Annotated in this window: 6 protein-coding genes; 4 read left to right on the plus strand and 2 right to left on the minus strand. The window is 73.6% G+C overall.

Annotated features, from left to right (window positions below; all coding sequences use genetic code 11):
* Positions 1-6: 6 nt before the first annotated feature.
* On the plus strand, positions 7-2781 hold the full coding sequence (locus HNR22_RS00900; protein WP_179778561.1) for a helix-turn-helix transcriptional regulator: 2775 nt from the start codon (positions 7-9) through the stop codon (positions 2779-2781).
* 151 nt (positions 2782-2932) lie between these two features.
* Here the strand turns inward: HNR22_RS00900 and HNR22_RS00905 are convergent, their stop codons facing one another.
* Positions 2933-3790, minus strand: coding sequence for a metallophosphoesterase family protein (locus HNR22_RS00905; RefSeq protein WP_343059627.1), 858 nt, complete (start codon positions 3788-3790; stop codon positions 2933-2935).
* A 214-nt stretch (positions 3791-4004) separates the two neighbouring features.
* On the opposite strand from HNR22_RS00905, the gene HNR22_RS00910 reads away from it, so the two are divergent.
* Together HNR22_RS00910 and HNR22_RS00915 are read left to right on the plus strand one after the other, a co-directional pair.
* Positions 4005-4973, plus strand: a complete 969-nt coding sequence (locus tag HNR22_RS00910; protein WP_088947707.1) for an ATP-binding cassette domain-containing protein — start codon at positions 4005-4007, stop codon at positions 4971-4973.
* Between the two features lie 13 nt (positions 4974-4986).
* Positions 4987-5739, plus strand: coding sequence for an ABC transporter permease (locus HNR22_RS00915; RefSeq protein ID WP_179778563.1), 753 nt, complete (start codon positions 4987-4989; stop codon positions 5737-5739).
* Positions 5740-5819: 80 nt separating this feature from the next.
* Here HNR22_RS00915 and HNR22_RS00920 read toward each other — a convergent pair whose 3' ends face one another.
* Positions 5820-6194, minus strand: coding sequence for a DUF5988 family protein (locus HNR22_RS00920; protein ID WP_179778564.1), 375 nt, complete (start codon positions 6192-6194; stop codon positions 5820-5822).
* A gap of 305 nt (positions 6195-6499) precedes the next feature.
* Between HNR22_RS00920 and HNR22_RS00925 the strand changes: the two genes are divergently transcribed.
* Positions 6500-16555 (plus strand): type I polyketide synthase, encoded by a 10056-nt coding sequence (locus HNR22_RS00925; RefSeq protein ID WP_179778565.1) that lies wholly within the window; start codon positions 6500-6502, stop codon positions 16553-16555.
* The last annotated feature ends 29 nt before the right edge of the window (positions 16556-16584 follow it).

Below are 16584 nucleotides of genomic sequence, written 5' to 3' on the forward strand. Positions count from 1 at the left end.
GATCCAATGGGACTCGTTGAAAGAGACAAGGCGGTGGCCGGCCTCGAGGGTCTGCTCACCGAGGCGGTCGCGGGCCGTGGCCGGGTGGCGATGATCACCGGCACCGTCGGCACCGGCAAGAGCGAACTACTGCACACCCTGGCCGACCGGGCGGTCGACTTCGGTGCACTCGCGGTCACCGCGAGCGGCGCCCACGCCGAGCGCAACCTGCCCCTGGCGCTGCTCAGCCAGCTCTTCCACGACGCGCCCCTGCAGGACCGTGAGCGTGAGCGGGCGATGAGCCTGCTGCACGAGGGCACGGTAGCGGCCCTGGCCGCCGACAACCGCGACGACAACGAGCACATCGACGTGCAGATCGTGCACGGGCTCTGCACCATCCTGCTGGAGCTGGCCGAGCGCTACCCGCTGGCCCTGCTCGTCGACGACGTGCACCAGGCCGACCGCGCCTCGGTGGTCTGCCTGGCGTACCTGGCCCGGCGCGCCCGGTTCGCGCCGGTCCTGGTGGCCTTCACCCAGACCGAGTTCGGACGCAGCGCGGAACCGTCCTGGCAGGCGGAACTGCTGCGCCCGGGGCACGGCAGCCGGGTCAAGCTGACCCCGCTCACCGGCCTCGGTGTCCAGCAGTTCGCGGCCGAGACGGTCGGCGCGGAGGTCGCCGAACGGCTCGCCGGCCAGTGGTACCAGCTCACCGGCGGTAACCCCCTGCTGGTCAGCGGCCTGCTGGAGGACTACCAGACCGCCACCGAGGAGACCGGCGCCGCGCCGGACGAGGTGGTGGTGGGGGAGCGGTACGCCCAGGCCGTCGTGTCCTGCCTGCGCCGCGGCGAACCGCAGCTGCTGGAGGTCGCCCGCGGCGTCGCCGTGCTCGCCGACACCGAAGCGCTCGACCGGCTCCTGCGCACCGACGCCGGCGTGGTCGCGCAGGCCATGCGGGCGCTGACCACGGCCGGCATCTTCACCCTCGGTGGGTTCCGGCACCCGGTGGCCGCGGCCGCCGTGCTCTCCGGCTTCGACCAGGACGAGCGGGCGGAGCTGCACCGGCGCGCGGCGGTGCTCGCCTACGACGGCGGGGCGTCCGCGCGGGTCGTGGCCGAGCACCTGCTGTGCGCCAAGGAGGCCAGCGAGGCGTGGGGAGTGGCGGCGCTGGAGGACGCCGCCCGGCAGGCCCTGCGCGAGGGTCAGGTGGAGTCGGCCGTCAGCTACCTCAAGCTGGCCTGGCGGGCCTGCACCGACGAGCGGCAGAAAATCAAGATCATGACCACTCTGGTACGCGCCGAGTGGCGGGTCAACCCCAGCTCCTCCAGCAGCTACCTGCCCGAACTCGCCGGGGCCCTGGACAAGGGCTTCCTCCAGGGCAGCGACGCGGTGATCCTGGCCAAGGCGCTGCTGTGGCACGGGCAGCTCGCCGAGGCGGAGGTGATCCTGGAGCACCTCGCGGCCACCGGAGTGGACCTCGACCCGGCCGCCGCCGGTGAGCTGGCCATGACCCGGCCCTGGCTGCGCTGCTCGTACGCGCCCCTGGCCCAGCACTTCCGGCCGGCCCCGGTGACCGTCTCCACGGTCTCGGCCAGCCGTCGCCTGGAAGCAGCCAACGCCCTGTCCACAGTGCTCAGCGACACCCCGTCAGAGAGCGTGGCCGGGGTCGTCGAGCGCATCCTGCGCAGCTCCCGGCTCGACGAGATGAGCCTGGACACGGTGGAGAGCGCCCTGCTCACCCTCACCTACGGCGGGCACGCCGAGCAGGCCGCGCCGTGGTGTGACCTGTTCATCGAGGAGGCGCACACCCGGCGCGCACCCAGCCGGCAGGCCCGGCTCTCCGCGATCCGGGCCGAGGTGGCTCTGCGCCTCGGTGACCTGCCCGGCGCGGCCCGGCACGCCCGCCTGGCCCTGGAGATCATGCCGCCGAGCAGCTGGGGGGTGGCCGTCGGTGTGCCGCTGGCCAGCCTGGTGACGGCCTGCACCGCGATGGGTCGCTTCGAAGAGGTCGCCGAGTGGTTGGACCAGCCGGTTCCGGAGACGATGTTCCAGACCCGGTACGGGCTGCACTACCTGCACGCGCGTGGCCGCTACAGCATGGCCACCGGCCACCTGCCGCTGGCGCTGCGCGACTTCCAGAAGTGCGGTGAGCTGATGACCACCTGGGAGCTGGACGCTCCGGGTCTGGTGGCGTGGCGCACCGACGCCGCCGAGGCGCTACTGCGGATGGGACGCCCCGACCAGGCCCGCCGGCTCATCGAGGATCAGCTGGGTCGCTGCGGCAAGGACATGCCGCGCGTGCACGGCTCCGCGCTGCGCCTGCTCGCCGCGACCAGCCAGCTGCGGCACCGGCCGATGCTGCTGCGGCAGGCAGCCGACCTGTTGCAGTCCGGCGCCGACCGGTACGAGCACTCCCGGGTCCTCGTCGACCTGACCGAGGCGTACCACGCGCTGGGGGAGTCGCGGCGGGCGGGAATGATCGGCCGGCGGGCGCGGGCACTGGCGGAGGAGTGCGACGCGCAGCCGCTGCTCCGTCGGCTGTCGCAGGACATCGGCTGGGACGACAAGGAGACCGCCGCCGCACAGCCGAGCGTCACCGGCAGCGCCGCGATGCTCAGCGACGCCGAACGCCGGGTCGCGGCCCTGGCCGCGATCGGCTACACCAACCGGGAGATCTCCGACAAGCTCTACATCACGGTGAGCACTGTGGAGCAGCACCTGACGCGCATCTACCGCAAGCTCGGCGTGGTGGGGCGCACCGACCTGCCGGCCCACCTCGAACTCGATCTGTCCGCGACCGTCTGACCCCGCACACCAGGCCCCGCACCGCGTCGACGCGTGGCGGGGCCGCGGTGTGCGCGGACCGTCTCAGCGGGGGTGCGCACGGCCACCGAGCCGGCGCGCGCCGGGCAGGGCGGCTTCGGAAGCGACCACGCGACGGGCGGGACCGCTTCGGTCAGGACGGCTCGCCGGCGGGAAGAATGACGCGCAGCGGGTCACCGTGCCGGCCGTACAGGTCCTGCTCGCGGGGGTAGCCGAGCGAGACCTCCTCGAAGCGGACCCCGTCCTCCAGGGTGGTCCTCGGGATGTGCAGGTGGCCGTAGACCACCACGGCCGCCCGGTGCTCCAGGTGCCACCTCGCGGTGCCGGTGGTGCCGCACCACTGGGCGAACTGCGGATAGCGCAGCACCCAGGTCGGCTCCCGGGTCAGCGGGAAGTGGTTGACCAGCACGGTCGGCAGCGCCGGATCGCACGCGGCGAGGCGCCGCTCGGACTCCCGCAGCCGGGCCCGACACCAGTCGTCGGCGCCCTGGTAGGGGTCGGCGTGCAGCAGGAACTCGTCGGTGCAGACGATCCCGGCCGACTCGGCCCAGTGGCGCGCCTGCTCCTTCGTGGTCCCCGGCGGGCGGAACGTGTAGTCGTAGAGCACGAACAACGGCACCACGACGACCGGGCCGCCGGCCCCGCGCCACACCGGGAAGTCGTCCTCGGGCGTGACGACGCCCAGGTCACGACACATCCGTACGAGTTCGCGGTAGCGCTCTTCGCCGCGCAGCTGGACCGGGTCGTCGGCGGGCGTCCACAGCTCGTGGTTGCCCGGCACCCAGATCACCGTGGCGAAGCGTTCGGCGAGCAGGGTCAGCGCCCACCGGATGTCGGCCATCTTCTCGCCGACGTCGCCGGCGACGATCAGCCAGTCGTCGGCGTGCCCCGGGCGCAGCCCGAGCACCGTCTCCCGGTTGCGGGCATAGCCGACATGCAGATCGCTGATCGCCAACAACCTGCCGTGCGGGACCGTACCGGGAACACTCACGACGACGATCGTAGGCGCGGACCGGTGCCGGCCGGAACGCTCGCGGACCGGATCACGGGCCCTCCGAGCTGGCCTACGGGAGCTAGGGGGCCCGTTAAGGGTTGTCCGCGCACAGGCCTCTCCCGATGCTGGTTGCGATAGGCGAATGCCGGTACCAGCGCCGTTTTCGAGGATTTCCGCCGACGGTGGGATCCCTGTCGAGAGGAGACCACCGATGATCAAGGCGCGCGGTCTGACCAAGACGTTCCAGATCAACAAGTTCACCGTCGAAGCCGTACGCGGCATCGACCTCGACGTCTCGTCCGGCGAGATGGTCGGCTTCCTCGGCCCCAACGGAGCCGGCAAGTCCACCACGCTGCGGATGCTGACCACGTTGCTGCGGCCCACCTCCGGCGAGGCCAACATCGGCGGCTGCGACCTGCTCAGCGACCCCGCCGGGGTCCGTAAGCTGATCGGCTACGTCGGCCAGAACTCCTCGGCCGGCGTCGAGTACAAGGTCCGCGAGGAGCTGGTCACCCACGCCCGACTCCAGGGCCTGTCCGCCTCGGTCGCCCGCGCCCGGGTCGCCGAGATGCTGGATCAGTACGACCTGACCGGCCTCGAGGACCGCATGATCGGTGCCCTGTCCGGCGGCCAGAAGCGGCGCATCGACATCGTGATGGGCGTGCTGCACCGGCCGCCGGTGGTCTTCTTCGACGAGCCGTCCACCGGACTGGACCCGCAGAGCCGCAGCAACCTGTGGGACCACATCCGCAACCTGCGCCGCGACTACGAGACCACGGTCTTCCTCACCACCCACTACCTGGACGAGGCCGACAGCCTCTGCGACCGGATCCTCGTCATCGACGGCGGTCGGATCGTCGCCGAGGGCACCGCCGACGAGCTCAAGGCCCAGGTCAACGGCGATCTGGTGACCCTGGAAACCTCCGCGTCCCCGGAAACCGCCGCCGCCGCCGAGCGACTCGACGGCGCGACGGAGGTGACCGTCGACGGCGCGACCGTCCGGTTCCGCATCGCCCGCGGCGACCGCGTGCTGCCCGGCCTGCTGCGCGAACTCGACCGCATCAACGTCGACGTGTTCTCGGTGCGAACCAGCCGGCCGACACTCGACGACGTGTTCCTGACCGTCACCGGGCGCAGCCTTCGCGACAGCGAGACCGCCCCGGCGTTCCCGGGCCTGTGAAGTGAGGATCCCCATGTCGTTCCTGCGAGACACCTGGTTGACGTTCGACCGGGCGGTCCGGCCCGCCCTCCGCAGCCCCGCCGTGCTGATCGTCGGTGTCGCGGTGCCCCTGGTCTACCTGGTCCTGTTCGGCCCGCTGCTGGGCGGCACCACCGACGAGAACGGCCTCAGCTCCTGGCAGTGGTTCGTCCCCGGCATGCTCATCCAGCTCACCCTGTTCATCACCGCCAACGCCGGTTTCGCGCTGATCCCGGACACCCGCTCCGGCGTGCTGGAGCGGATGCAGGTCACCCCGGTCAGCCGGGTCGCCCTGCTCACCGGCCGGGTCCTCAAGGACGTGGTGCTCCTGCTCATCCAGGCGCTCCTGATGATCGGGCTGGCGCTGATCCTCGGCTTCCGGGCCGGCGTGCTGCCGATCCTCGCCGGGCTGGTCCTGCTCGCCATCATCGGGGTCGCGGTCGGCTTCGGCTCCTACGGCCTGGCGTTCAAGCTCAAGCACGAGTTCGCCCTGGCCCCGGTGGTCAGCGGCATCGTCGTACCGCTGATGCTGCTGTCCGGTGTGCTGCTGCCGATGGACCGCGCCCCGGACTGGCTGTACTACCTGTCCCGGGCCAACCCGCTCAGCTATGTCGTCGAGGCCGAGCGTGAGCTGATCAGCGGCAACTACGACCAGCAGATCGTGCTGGTCGGCACGCTGGTCGCTATCGGCCTGCTGGCCCTCACCACCACCTGGTCCCTGCGGCTGCTGCGCCGCCAGCTCGCCTGAACCGCGCCACTCCCCAACGCCGCCGGCCTCGGCGCCACGGCCCCCAGCAGGGGTCGTGGCACCGAGGCCGGCGGCGCTGGTCAGAAAGCCATCGAGGTACGCATCGACCAGACGAACACGTTGCCCAGCTCCGCGTCACGCTCGAAGTGCTCGTACCCGTCCAGGTGGCAGATCTTCAGCTTCTCGTTCGCCGCCAGCGTCTTGCTGACGACGAGGCTGCGCGGGATGACGCTGGGCCCACCGACGAGGTTGACCTGCACCACGGAGGTGAGCTGCTCGGCGGTCACCACCGTCCGGGAGTGGAAGGCCGCCTTCTCGAAGTCCAGCGGCGGGTTGGTCGCCGGGTTGGCGGCGTCGTGGCTGAAGTAGTGCTGACCCAGGAACCTGCTCAGCTCGGCCGGCGGGCCGAAAGTGTCAGTAGGAGCATCGATCGGCGTCAACAGTGTCGTGGTCATTGTTCTGCCCTCCCGAAGAGTCACCCGGTCCTTCCGGCGGAGCCCGGATCGACGCTTCCTCGCTGCCGTCCCGTTCTGCTCCGTGCTTTGTGTATTGAGAATGACTCGCGGGGCACCCCCGTAGATATCCCCTACCTACCCCTACCGGCTGACCGGTATCGGGGTGCCGTCGGGGCGCGCGAGGGTCCGTCGCGACCCCGCAGGGGTTGTTGGCCCACCAGGGCGACCATAGCGTCCTGATTGCGGATCGCCGTATTCCGGCCCAGCTCATTCCGGGTCGCTCTGCCTTGAAGAGGTGGCATCGTATGGCAAGCGAAGAAACGCTCCGGGACTATCTGAAATGGGTGACGACCGACCTGCACAAGGCGCGTCAACGCATTCGGGAGTTGGAGTCGGCCGGCTCCGAGCCGATCGCCCTGATCGGCATGGCCTGCCGCTATCCCGGCGGGGTGCACAGCCCCGAGGACCTCTGGCAGCTGGTCGCCGAGGGACGCGACGGCATCGGCGCATTCCCCACCGACCGGGGCTGGGACCTCGACGGGCTCTACCACCCCGACCCAGACAACCCGGGCACCTGCTACACCCGCGACGGCGGCTTCCTGGCCGACCTGGCCGCCTTCGACGCCGAGTTCTTCGGCGTCAGCCCGCGCGAGGCGATGGCGATGGACCCGCAGCAGCGGCTGCTGCTGGAGACCGCGTGGGAGGCCACCGAACGGGCCGGCATCGACCCGCACCGCCTGCGTGGCACCCGGACCGGCATCTTCGCCGGCACCCCGAGCACCCAGGACTACGTCTCGCTGCTCCAGCAGAACCCGCCCGAGGGCAGCGAGGGTTACTTCCTCACCGGCACCGCGCCCAGCGTGATCTCCGGCCGGGTCGCGTACCTGCTCGGGCTGGAGGGCCCGGCCGTCACACTGGACACCGCCTGCTCGTCGTCGCTGGTCGCCCTGCACCTCGCCGGTCAGGCGCTGCGCCTTGGCGAGTGCGACCTGGCCCTGGCCGGCGGCGCCACGATCCTCGCCTCGCCGACCGCGTTCATCGGCTTCAGCCGCCAGCGCGGTCTCGCCCCGGACGGACGGTGCAAGTCGTTCGCCGGCGCCGCGGACGGCACCGGATGGTCCGAGGGCGTGGGCCTGCTGATGCTGGAGCGGCTCGGCGACGCGCAACGCAACGGCCACCCGATCCTCGCGGTGCTGCGCGGGTCCGCCGTCAACCAGGACGGCGCGTCCAACGGGCTCACCGCCCCCAACGGTCCCGCCCAGCAGCGCGTCGTGTTGCAGGCTCTGGCCAACGCCGGGCTGACCACCGCCGACGTGGACGCCGTCGAGGCGCACGGCACCGGCACCGTGCTCGGTGACCCGATCGAGGCCCAGGCGCTGATCGCCACGTACGGCCAGGACCGGCCCGAGGACCGTCCCCTGTGGCTCGGCTCCCTCAAGTCCAACCTGGGGCACTCCCAGGGCGCCGCGGGCGTCGGCGGTGTCATCAAGATGGTCGAGGCGCTGCGGCACGAGACACTGCCCCGGACCCTGCACGTCGACGAGCCGACCCCGCACGTCGACTGGACCGCCGGCAACGTACGCCTGCTCACCGAGGAACGTCCCTGGCCAACCGGCGAGCGGCCGCGCCGCGCCGGGGTGTCGTCGTTCGGGATGTCCGGCACCAACGCCCACGTCATCCTGGAGGAGGCGCCGGCCGCCGAGCCGGCCTCGGTGGTGGAGCCGGCCGAGCTGGTCGCCCCGGGCGCCGGGGAGCTTCCCTGGCTGATCTCCGCCGGCACCGCCGACGCCCTGCGGGACCAGGCGTCGCGGCTGGCCGCCCACCTCGACGGCCCGGGCGCCGGCACCGAACCGGCGGACGTCGCGCACACACTGCGTACCGCCCGCTCGGTGCTCGCCCACCGCGCGGTCGTCCTCGGCCCGCGGCACCGCGCCGGCCTCGCCGCCCTCGCCACACCCGGCGGCACCACCGACACCGACGTCGTCACCGGCACCGCCGTCGGAGACGCCGAGGTGGTCTTCGTCTTCCCCGGCCAGGGCTCCCAGTGGAGCGGCATGGCCGCGGACCTGCTCGACACCGCGCCGGTGTTCGCCGACCGGATCGCCGCCTGCGCCGACGCGCTCAGCCCGCACGTCGAGTGGAACCTGCTCGACGTGCTCCGCTCCGACGACCCCGACCTGCTCGACCGGGTCGACGTGGTGCAGCCGGCGCTCTGGGCCGTGATGGTGTCGCTGGCCGAACTCTGGCGCCACCACGGCGTCACCCCCTCGGCGGTGATCGGCCACTCCCAGGGTGAGATCGCCGCCGCGGTCGTGGCCGGCGCGCTGTCCCTCCAGGACGGCGCGAAAGTCGTCGCGCTGCGCAGCCGGGCCCTGCTCCAGCTCGCCGGCACCGGCGGCATGGTCTCGGTCAGCGCCCCGCTCGGCACCGTCGAGGACCTGCTGGCCGACGGTATGACGATCGCCGCCGTCAACGGGCCGTCCGCCGTCGTGGTCGCCGGCCCGGCCGAGGCCGTGGACGCCTTCCTGACCCGATGCGAGACGGCGGGCGTCCGGGCCCGACGGGTCGCTGTCGACTACGCCTCGCACTGCGACGCCGTGGAACCGGTCGCGGCCGAACTGACCACCGCGCTGGCCGGCATCACCCCCGGCCCGGCGTCGGTGCCATTCCTGTCCACCGTCACCGGCGCCCTCGCCGACGGCGGCACCCTCGACGCCGACTACTGGTACGCCAACCTGCGCAACCCGGTCCGCCTCGACCAGGCCGTCACCGCAGCGGCCACCGCCGGCAACCGTCTCTTCCTGGAGATCAGCCCGCACCCGGTGCTGACCGCCGGGATCAGCGACACGGTCACCACCCCGGTCCTGCACACGCTGCGCCGTGGCGAGGGCGACCAACGGCGGATCGTCCGCGCGCTCGCCGAGGCGCACGTCGCCGGCGCCCCCGTCGACTGGTCCACAGTGCTGCCCGAGGCCCGGCGCACCGACCTGCCCACGTACGCCTTCCAACGGCGTCGGTTCTGGCCGGACCCGGCCCCCGAGCTGGTCGCCGCCGACCCGGTCGACGCCGAGTTCTGGGCGGCCGTCGACAACGGGGACCTGACCGGTCTCGGCATGGGCCACCTCAACGACGCCGTCGCGCAACTCGGCGACTGGCGTCGGGGACGCCGCGAGCACCGGGCGCTGGACACCTGGCGCTACCGGGTGACCTGGCGGCCGCGTACCGACCTGCCGCAGCCGCGACTCGACGGCGGCTGGCTGCTGCTCGTACCGGCGGGCACCGACCCGGACCTGGTCTCGACGATCACCGACCGGATGACCCGGGCCGGCGCGACTGTCACCGTCACCCCCGAGGCGGAACTCGCCCGGGCGCTCGACGGCGCCGCCCCGGTCGGCATCCTGTCCCTGCTCGCCCTCGACGAACACCCCACCGAAGCGCACCGGGCCCTCACCCGGGGCACCGCCGCCACCACCGACCTGCTCGCCGCCCTGCGCGGGACCCACCCGCAGACCCCGGTCTGGGCGGCCACCCGTGGCGCGGTCTCGACCGGCCCGGCCGACCCGGTACGCCGGGTCCCGCAATCGTTCGTCTGGGGTCTCGGCCGCGTCGCCGCCCTGGAACAGTCCGCCTCCTGGGGCGGCCTCGTCGACCTGCCCGAAACCCTCGACGAGCGGGCCGCCGACCGGCTCTGCGCGGTCCTGACCGGCATCACCGCCGGCGACGGCGTCGAGGACCAGGTCGCCGTGCGCTCGTCCGGTGTCCTCGCCCGCCGGCTGACGCGCGCCGCCACCGGCACCGCGCCCACCTGGCAGCCGACCGGCACCGTCCTCATCACCGGTGGCACCGGCGGCATCGGCACCGAACTCGCCCGGTGGCTCGCCCGCAACGGCGCCGACCACCTCATCCTCACCAGCCGGCGGGGCCCGGCCGCGCCCGGTGCCGCCGAGCTGACCGACGAACTCACCGCGACCGGTGTACGGGTCACCGTCGCCGCCTGCGACGTCGCCGACCTCGACGCGATCACCGCGCTGGTCCGCGACAGCGCCGACGCCGGCGACCCGATCCGCGCCGTCATCCACACCGCCGGTGTCGCCCAGCACACGCCGATCGCCGACGTCACCCTCGCCGAGTTCGCCCACGTGCTCGACGCCAAGGTCACCGGCGCCGCGAACCTCGACCGGCTGTTCTGCGAGCCCGACGACCTGGACGCGTTCGTGCTGTTCTCCTCGGTCGCCGGCACCTGGGGTAGCGGCGGGCAGATCGCGTACGCCGCCGGCAACGCCTACCTGGACGCGCTCGCCGAGGCCCGCCGGGCCCGCGGCTGCGCGGCGACCGCGGTGTCCTGGGGCGCCTGGGGTGGCGGCGGTATGGCCACCAAACAGGAGACCGCCGACCACCTGCTGCGCCGCGGCCTGCCGCCGATGCCGCCCGAGCAGACCGCTGTCGCGCTGGCGCAGGCGGTCGGGCTCGGCGAGGCCACCGTCACGGTCGCCGACGTGCGCTGGGACCGGTTCGCCCCGTCCTTCACCGTCGGGCGGCCCAGCGCCCTGCTAGCCGACCTGGACGACGCCCGCACCGCGCTGTCCGCCGCGGCTCCCGACGACGACAGCCAGGCCGCCGGGCTGCGCGAGCAACTTGCCGGGATGACACCCGGAGAACGCGACACGTTCCTGGTCGACCTGGTGCGCGGCGAGGCCGCCGCGGTGCTCGGGCATGCCGACGCCTCCGCCGTCACCCCGGACCGGGCACTGCGCGACCTCGGCTTCGACTCCCTGTCGGCCGTCGAGTTCCGCAACCGGCTCTGCACCGCGACCGGCCTGCGGCTGCCCACCACGCTCGCCTTCGACCACCCGAACGTCCAGGCCATCGCCAGGCTGCTGCGCGACGAGGTGGCCGGCACCGTCCCGGCCCCGTCGGCGAACCCCACCACGGCTCCCGCCACGGCCGAGGAGCCGGTCGCCATCGTGGCGATGAGCTGCCGCCTGCCCGGCGGGGTCCGCACCCCGGACGACCTGTGGCAACTGGTGCTGGACGGCCGCGACGCGATCGGGGACTTCCCGGCCGACCGCGGCTGGGACGTGGAAGCCCTCTACCACCCCGACCCGGACCACCCGGGCACCAGCTACACCCGCTCCGGCGGATTCCTGCACGAGGCCGCCGAGTTCGACGCCGACTTCTTCGGTATCTCCCCCCGCGAGGCGCTCGCCACCGACCCCCAGCAGCGGCTCCTCCTGGAGACCGCCTGGGAGGGCTTCGAACGGGCCGGAATCGACCCGCACTCGTTGCGCGGCAGCCGGACCGGCGTGTTCGTCGGCGCGTCGAGCCAGGGCTACGGCGCCGGCGTCCGCAACGCGCCCGAGGGCACCGAGGGCTACCTGCTCACCGGCACCGCCACCGCGGTCATCTCCGGCCGCATCTCGTACGCGCTCGGCCTCGAAGGGCCGGCGCTGACCGTCGACACCGCCTGCTCGTCGTCGCTGGTCGCCCTGCACCTGGCCGCCCAGTCGCTGCGGCGCGGCGAATGTGACCTGGCCCTGGCCGGCGGCGTCGCGGTGATCGGCAACCCGATGGTCTTCGTCGAGTTCAGCCGGCAACGCGGCCTGGCCGCCGACGGCCGGTGCAAGGCCTTCGGCGCGGACGCGGACGGCACCGGCTGGGCCGAGGGCGTCAGCGTCCTGGTCGTCGAACGGCTCCGCGACGCCGAGGCCAACGGCCACCAGGTCCTCGCCGTCATCCGGGGCAGCGCGGTCAACCAGGACGGCGCCTCCAACGGTCTCTCCGCCCCGAGCGGCCCGGCCCAGCAGCGGGTCATCCGGGCCGCCCTCGCCGACGCCGGACTCACCCCCGCCGACGTCGACGTGGTCGAGGCGCACGGCACCGGCACCGTCCTCGGCGACCCGATCGAGGCGCAGGCCGTCATCACCGCCTACGGTCCCGGCCGCGGCGAGGCCGACCCGCTGTGGCTGGGCTCGCTGAAGTCCAACATCGGCCACACCCAGGCCGCCTCCGGCGTCAGCGGGGTCATCAAGACCGTCCTCGCGCTGCGGGCCGGGGTGCTGCCCCGCACCCTGCACGCCGACGAGGCGTCACCGCACGTCGACTGGTCCGCCGGCACCGTCCGGCTGCTCACCGAGCGCCGGGACTGGCCGGACACCGGTCGTCCCCGGCGCGGCGCCGTCTCGTCGTTCGGCGTGAGCGGCACCAACGCCCACGTCATCCTGGAACACCCGGCGACCCCGGCACCGGCGGCGCCGACCGGCGGCCTGTCGCTTCCCGCCGTACCGGTCACGCTCTCCGCCGCGACCGCCCCCGCCCTGCGGGCGCAGGCGGCGGCGCTGCTCGACCACCTCGCGGACGAGCCCGCCGCGCACCTCACCGACCTCGGCTGGTCACTGGCCACGACCCGCACCGCCCTCGACCACCGCGCGACCATCGTCGCGACCGACCTCGACGAGGTACGCCGGAGCCTCACCGCCCTGCGCGACGACACCACGGCTCCCGCGCTCAGCACCGACGTCACCGTCGACGGGCGCACCGCGGTGCTCTTCACCGGTCAGGGCAGCCAGCGGGCCGGGATGGGCCGGGAGCTGTACGACGCGTACCCGGTCTACGCCGACGCGTTCGACGCGGTCTGCGCCCACCTGGACGCCCACCTCGACCGGTCGATCCGTGACCTCGTCCTCGACCCGGCACACGCCGACCTGCTGGACCGCACCGGGTACACCCAGCCGGCGCTGTTCGCCGTCGAGGTCGCCCTGTTCCGGCTCTTCGCCCACTGGGGCATCGTCCCGGACTACCTGGCCGGGCACTCGATCGGCGAGCTGAGCGCCGCGCACGTGGCCGGCGTCCTCGACCTGGCCGACGCGGCCGCCCTGGTCGCAGCCCGCGGCCGACTCATGCAGGCGCTGCCCGACGGTGGTGCGATGGCCGCCCTCCAGGCCGGCGAGGCGGAGGTGCTCGCCGCACTCGACGGGGTGGACGGCCGGATCACCGTCGCCGCCGTCAACGGACCGACCTCCACCGTGGTCTCCGGGGACGAGGCCTCGGTCGAGCAGCTCGTGGCGCACTGGCGCGACACCGGGCGGCGGGCCAGGCGGCTCCAGGTCAGCCACGCCTTCCACTCGCCGCACCTGGACCCGATGCTCGGCGAGTTCCGGCGGGCCGCGACCGCGGTGACCTACCACCCGCCGCAGATCCCCATCGTCTCCACCCTGACCGGCGAACTCGCCACCACCGCCGAGCTCACCTCGCCCGACTACTGGGTGCGGCACGCCCGGGAGACGGTCCGCTTCGCGGACGCGGTCCTCGCACTCCACCAGCGCCAGGTCCGTACGCTGCTCGAACTCGGCCCGGACCCGGTGTTGGCCGCGATGGCCGAGGAAACCCTCGCCGACCAGCCCGGCCGGGCGGCGGTCGCCGTCGCCGCGCTGCGCACCGGACACCCGGAACCGGTCAGCGTCCTCACCGCACTCGCCCGGCTGCAGACCCGCGGCACCGACCCCGACTGGACAGCGGTCTACGCCGGCTCCGACGCACGCCGCATCCCGCTACCCACGTACGCGTTCCAGCACCAGCCCTACTGGCTGCGTCCGGACCCGGCCGATTCCGCCGACAGCGGCACCGGCCACCCGCTGCTGCACACCGTCACGACGCTCGCCGACACCGGTGAGGTGCTGTTCACCGGCCGACTGGCCACCGCCCTGCAACCCTGGCTCACCGACCACACCGTGCTCGGCACGGCGATCCTGCCCGGCACCGCCTTCGTCGAGATGGCCGCGCACGCCGCCGACCACGCCGGCTGTGGCCAGGTCGAGGAACTCACCCTGGAAGCGCCGCTGGTGATCCCGGACGACTCCGGGACCCGGCTACAGGTCCGCGTCGGCCCGGCCGACGCCCACGGCCGCCGCACCCTCAGCGTGCACTCCCGCCCGGACCGGGACGACAACGGCCCGTGGACCCGGCACGCCGCCGGCACCGCCTCATCGGTGCCGGTCGGAGAACCCGACGCGGACGAGACCTGGCCGCCCACCGACGCCACCCCGATCGAGGTCGACTTCCTCTACGACTTCCTGCCCCAGCTCGGATACGGATACGGCCCGGCCTTCCAGGGCCTGCGGGCGGCCTGGCAACGCGGCGAGGAGATCTACGCCGAGGTCGCCCTGGCCGAGCCGACGGCCACCGAAGCCACCCGCTACGGCGTGCACCCGGCGTTGCTCGACGCCGCCACCCACGCCATGGGCCTCGGCATGGCGGCGGAGGCCCAGCAGGGGCTGAGCCCCACCCAGAGTCGGATGCCATTCTCCTGGACCGGCATCGGCCTGCACGCCACCGGCGCCGCCGTGGCCCGGGTGCGGATCGTCCCCAACGGCGACGACGGGGTCCGCATCGACCTCGCCGACCAGACCGGGCAGCCGGTCGCCACGGTCGGCAAGCTGGTGCTGCGCCCGGTCTCGGTCAACCAGCTGCGGCAGCCGACCGACGAGGCCCCGCTGTTCACTGTGGACTGGACGCCCGTCGACCCGCAGGCCGCCCCCACCGGTGGCCGGTACGCCGTCATCGGCGCACCCGAGGGGTTCGTGGCCGACGCGGCGGCCGCCGTCGGATCCCTTGTCGACGACTACCCGGACCTGGACGCGCTGGCCGCCTCGGGCGCCGTACCGGACCTGGTCTTCGTCCCGGCGCGGGCCGGCGGGGCCGCACCCGGCCCGGCGGTCGACGCCTGGCTGGCGCTCGCCCAGCGCTGGCTCGCCGACCCCGCCTTCGCCGGGGCACGCCTGATCCTGCTCAGCCGCGGCGCGGTCGACCCGGACCCCACCGTCGACGCTCCTGACCTGGCGTACGCCGCTGCCTGGGGCCTGATCCGCTCCGCGCAGTCGGAGGACCCGGACCGGATCGTGCTCGCCGACGTCGACGACTCGCCGCTCTCCGCGGCCAGCCTGCCCGGTGTCCTCGCCGGCGGCGAACCGCAACTGGCGGTCCGCGACGGCCGCGCATACGCGCCGAGGCTCACCCGGGCCACCGCCGCGCCCGCCGGCCTGGGCATCGACCCGGACGGCACGGTCCTGGTCACCGGGGGCACCGGCGCTCTCGGCGGCCTGCTGGCCCGGCACCTGGTCACCACCCACGGGGTACGGCACCTGCTGCTGACCAGCCGCCGTGGACCGGACGCGCCCGGTGTCGCCGAACTGACCGAGCAGCTGACCAGGCTCGGCGCGACCGTCACCGTGGCGGCCTGCGACACCGCCGACGCCGAACAGCTCGCCCACACCCTCGCCGCCGTCGCGGCCGAGCACCCGCTCACCGCGGTCGTGCACGCCGCCGGCGTCGTCGACGACGGTGTCCTCGCCTCCCTGACCCCGCAGCGGGTCGCCGCGGTCCTGGCCGCCAAGGCTGACGCCGCCCGCAACCTGCACCAGCTCACCCAGGACCGGGACCTCACCGCTTTCGTCCTCTTCTCCTCCTCGGCCGGCAGCTTCGGCGGCCCGGGACAGGGCAACTACGCCGCGGCCAACGCCTACCTGGACGCACTCGCCCGGCACCGCCGCCACCACGGCCTCGCCGCGATCTCCCTCGCCTGGGGACCGTGGTCGGTCGGAGGTGGAATGGCCGGGCAGCTCAGCGACGCCGACATCAACCGGATGACCAGCTTCGGCATCACCCCCTTCACCGCCGAGACCGGCCTCGCCGCGTTCGACGCGGCGGTGGGCGCCGGCACTCCCGTCGTCCTGCCGATCGGGTTGCAGCCGGCCGTCGCGGCCGGCAACGGCCCCGTGCCGCCGCTGCTGCGCAACCTGGTCCGTCGACCCGCCCGCCGGGTCGCGGAGAACTCCGCCGACGCTGCCGAGCCCGGTGCGGCGCTCAAGCGGCGACTCGTCGGCGCGGCACCCGCCGACCGGCCGCGGATCCTGCTCGAGATGGTGCAGACCCAGGTCGCCGCGGTCCTCGGCCACGCCTCCGCCGACGCCATCCAGCCCGACCGCGGGCTGGTCGAGTGCGGCCTCGACTCCCTCGCCGCCGTCGACCTGCGCAACCGGCTCGCCGCCGCCGCCGGTCTGCGACTGCCCGCCACGATCGTCTTCGACCAGCCGACGCCCGCGGCGCTGGCCCGCTACCTCCAGGACGAACTGCTCGACGAACGCGCCGCCTCCGCCCTGTCGGTGCTCGGCGAACTGGACCGCCTCGAAGCGGGCCTGGCCGCCGTCAGCGCCGACGACCCGGACCGCTCCAAGGTCGCCGCCCGCCTGCACAGCCTGCTCGACGCCTGGGCCGGCGCCAACCCGGCACACGACAGCGGCGCCCTGCACGGCGCCACCGCCGAGGAACTGTTCGACCTCCTCGACGACGAACTCGGCATTGCCTGACCGCATGAAACACCGACGGGGAGTGACGT

The organism is Micromonospora jinlongensis, from assembly GCF_013410645.1.
Classification (GTDB): Bacteria; Actinomycetota; Actinomycetes; order Mycobacteriales; family Micromonosporaceae; genus Micromonospora; species Micromonospora zamorensis.

Bases quoted from the DNA above. Each gene is read 5' to 3' on its own strand.
- HNR22_RS00925 (WP_179778565.1), top strand. From the start codon at position 6,500: ATGGCAAGCGAAGAAACGCTCCGGGACTATCTGAAATGGGTGACGACC.
- HNR22_RS00915 (WP_179778563.1), top strand. From the start codon at position 4,987: ATGTCGTTCCTGCGAGACACCTGGTTGACGTTCGACCGGGCGGTCCGG.
- HNR22_RS00920 (WP_179778564.1), bottom strand. From the start codon at position 6,194: ATGACCACGACACTGTTGACGCCGATCGATGCTCCTACTGACACTTTC.
- HNR22_RS00900 (WP_179778561.1), top strand. From the start codon at position 7: ATGGGACTCGTTGAAAGAGACAAGGCGGTGGCCGGCCTCGAGGGTCTG.
- HNR22_RS00910 (WP_088947707.1), top strand. From the start codon at position 4,005: ATGATCAAGGCGCGCGGTCTGACCAAGACGTTCCAGATCAACAAGTTC.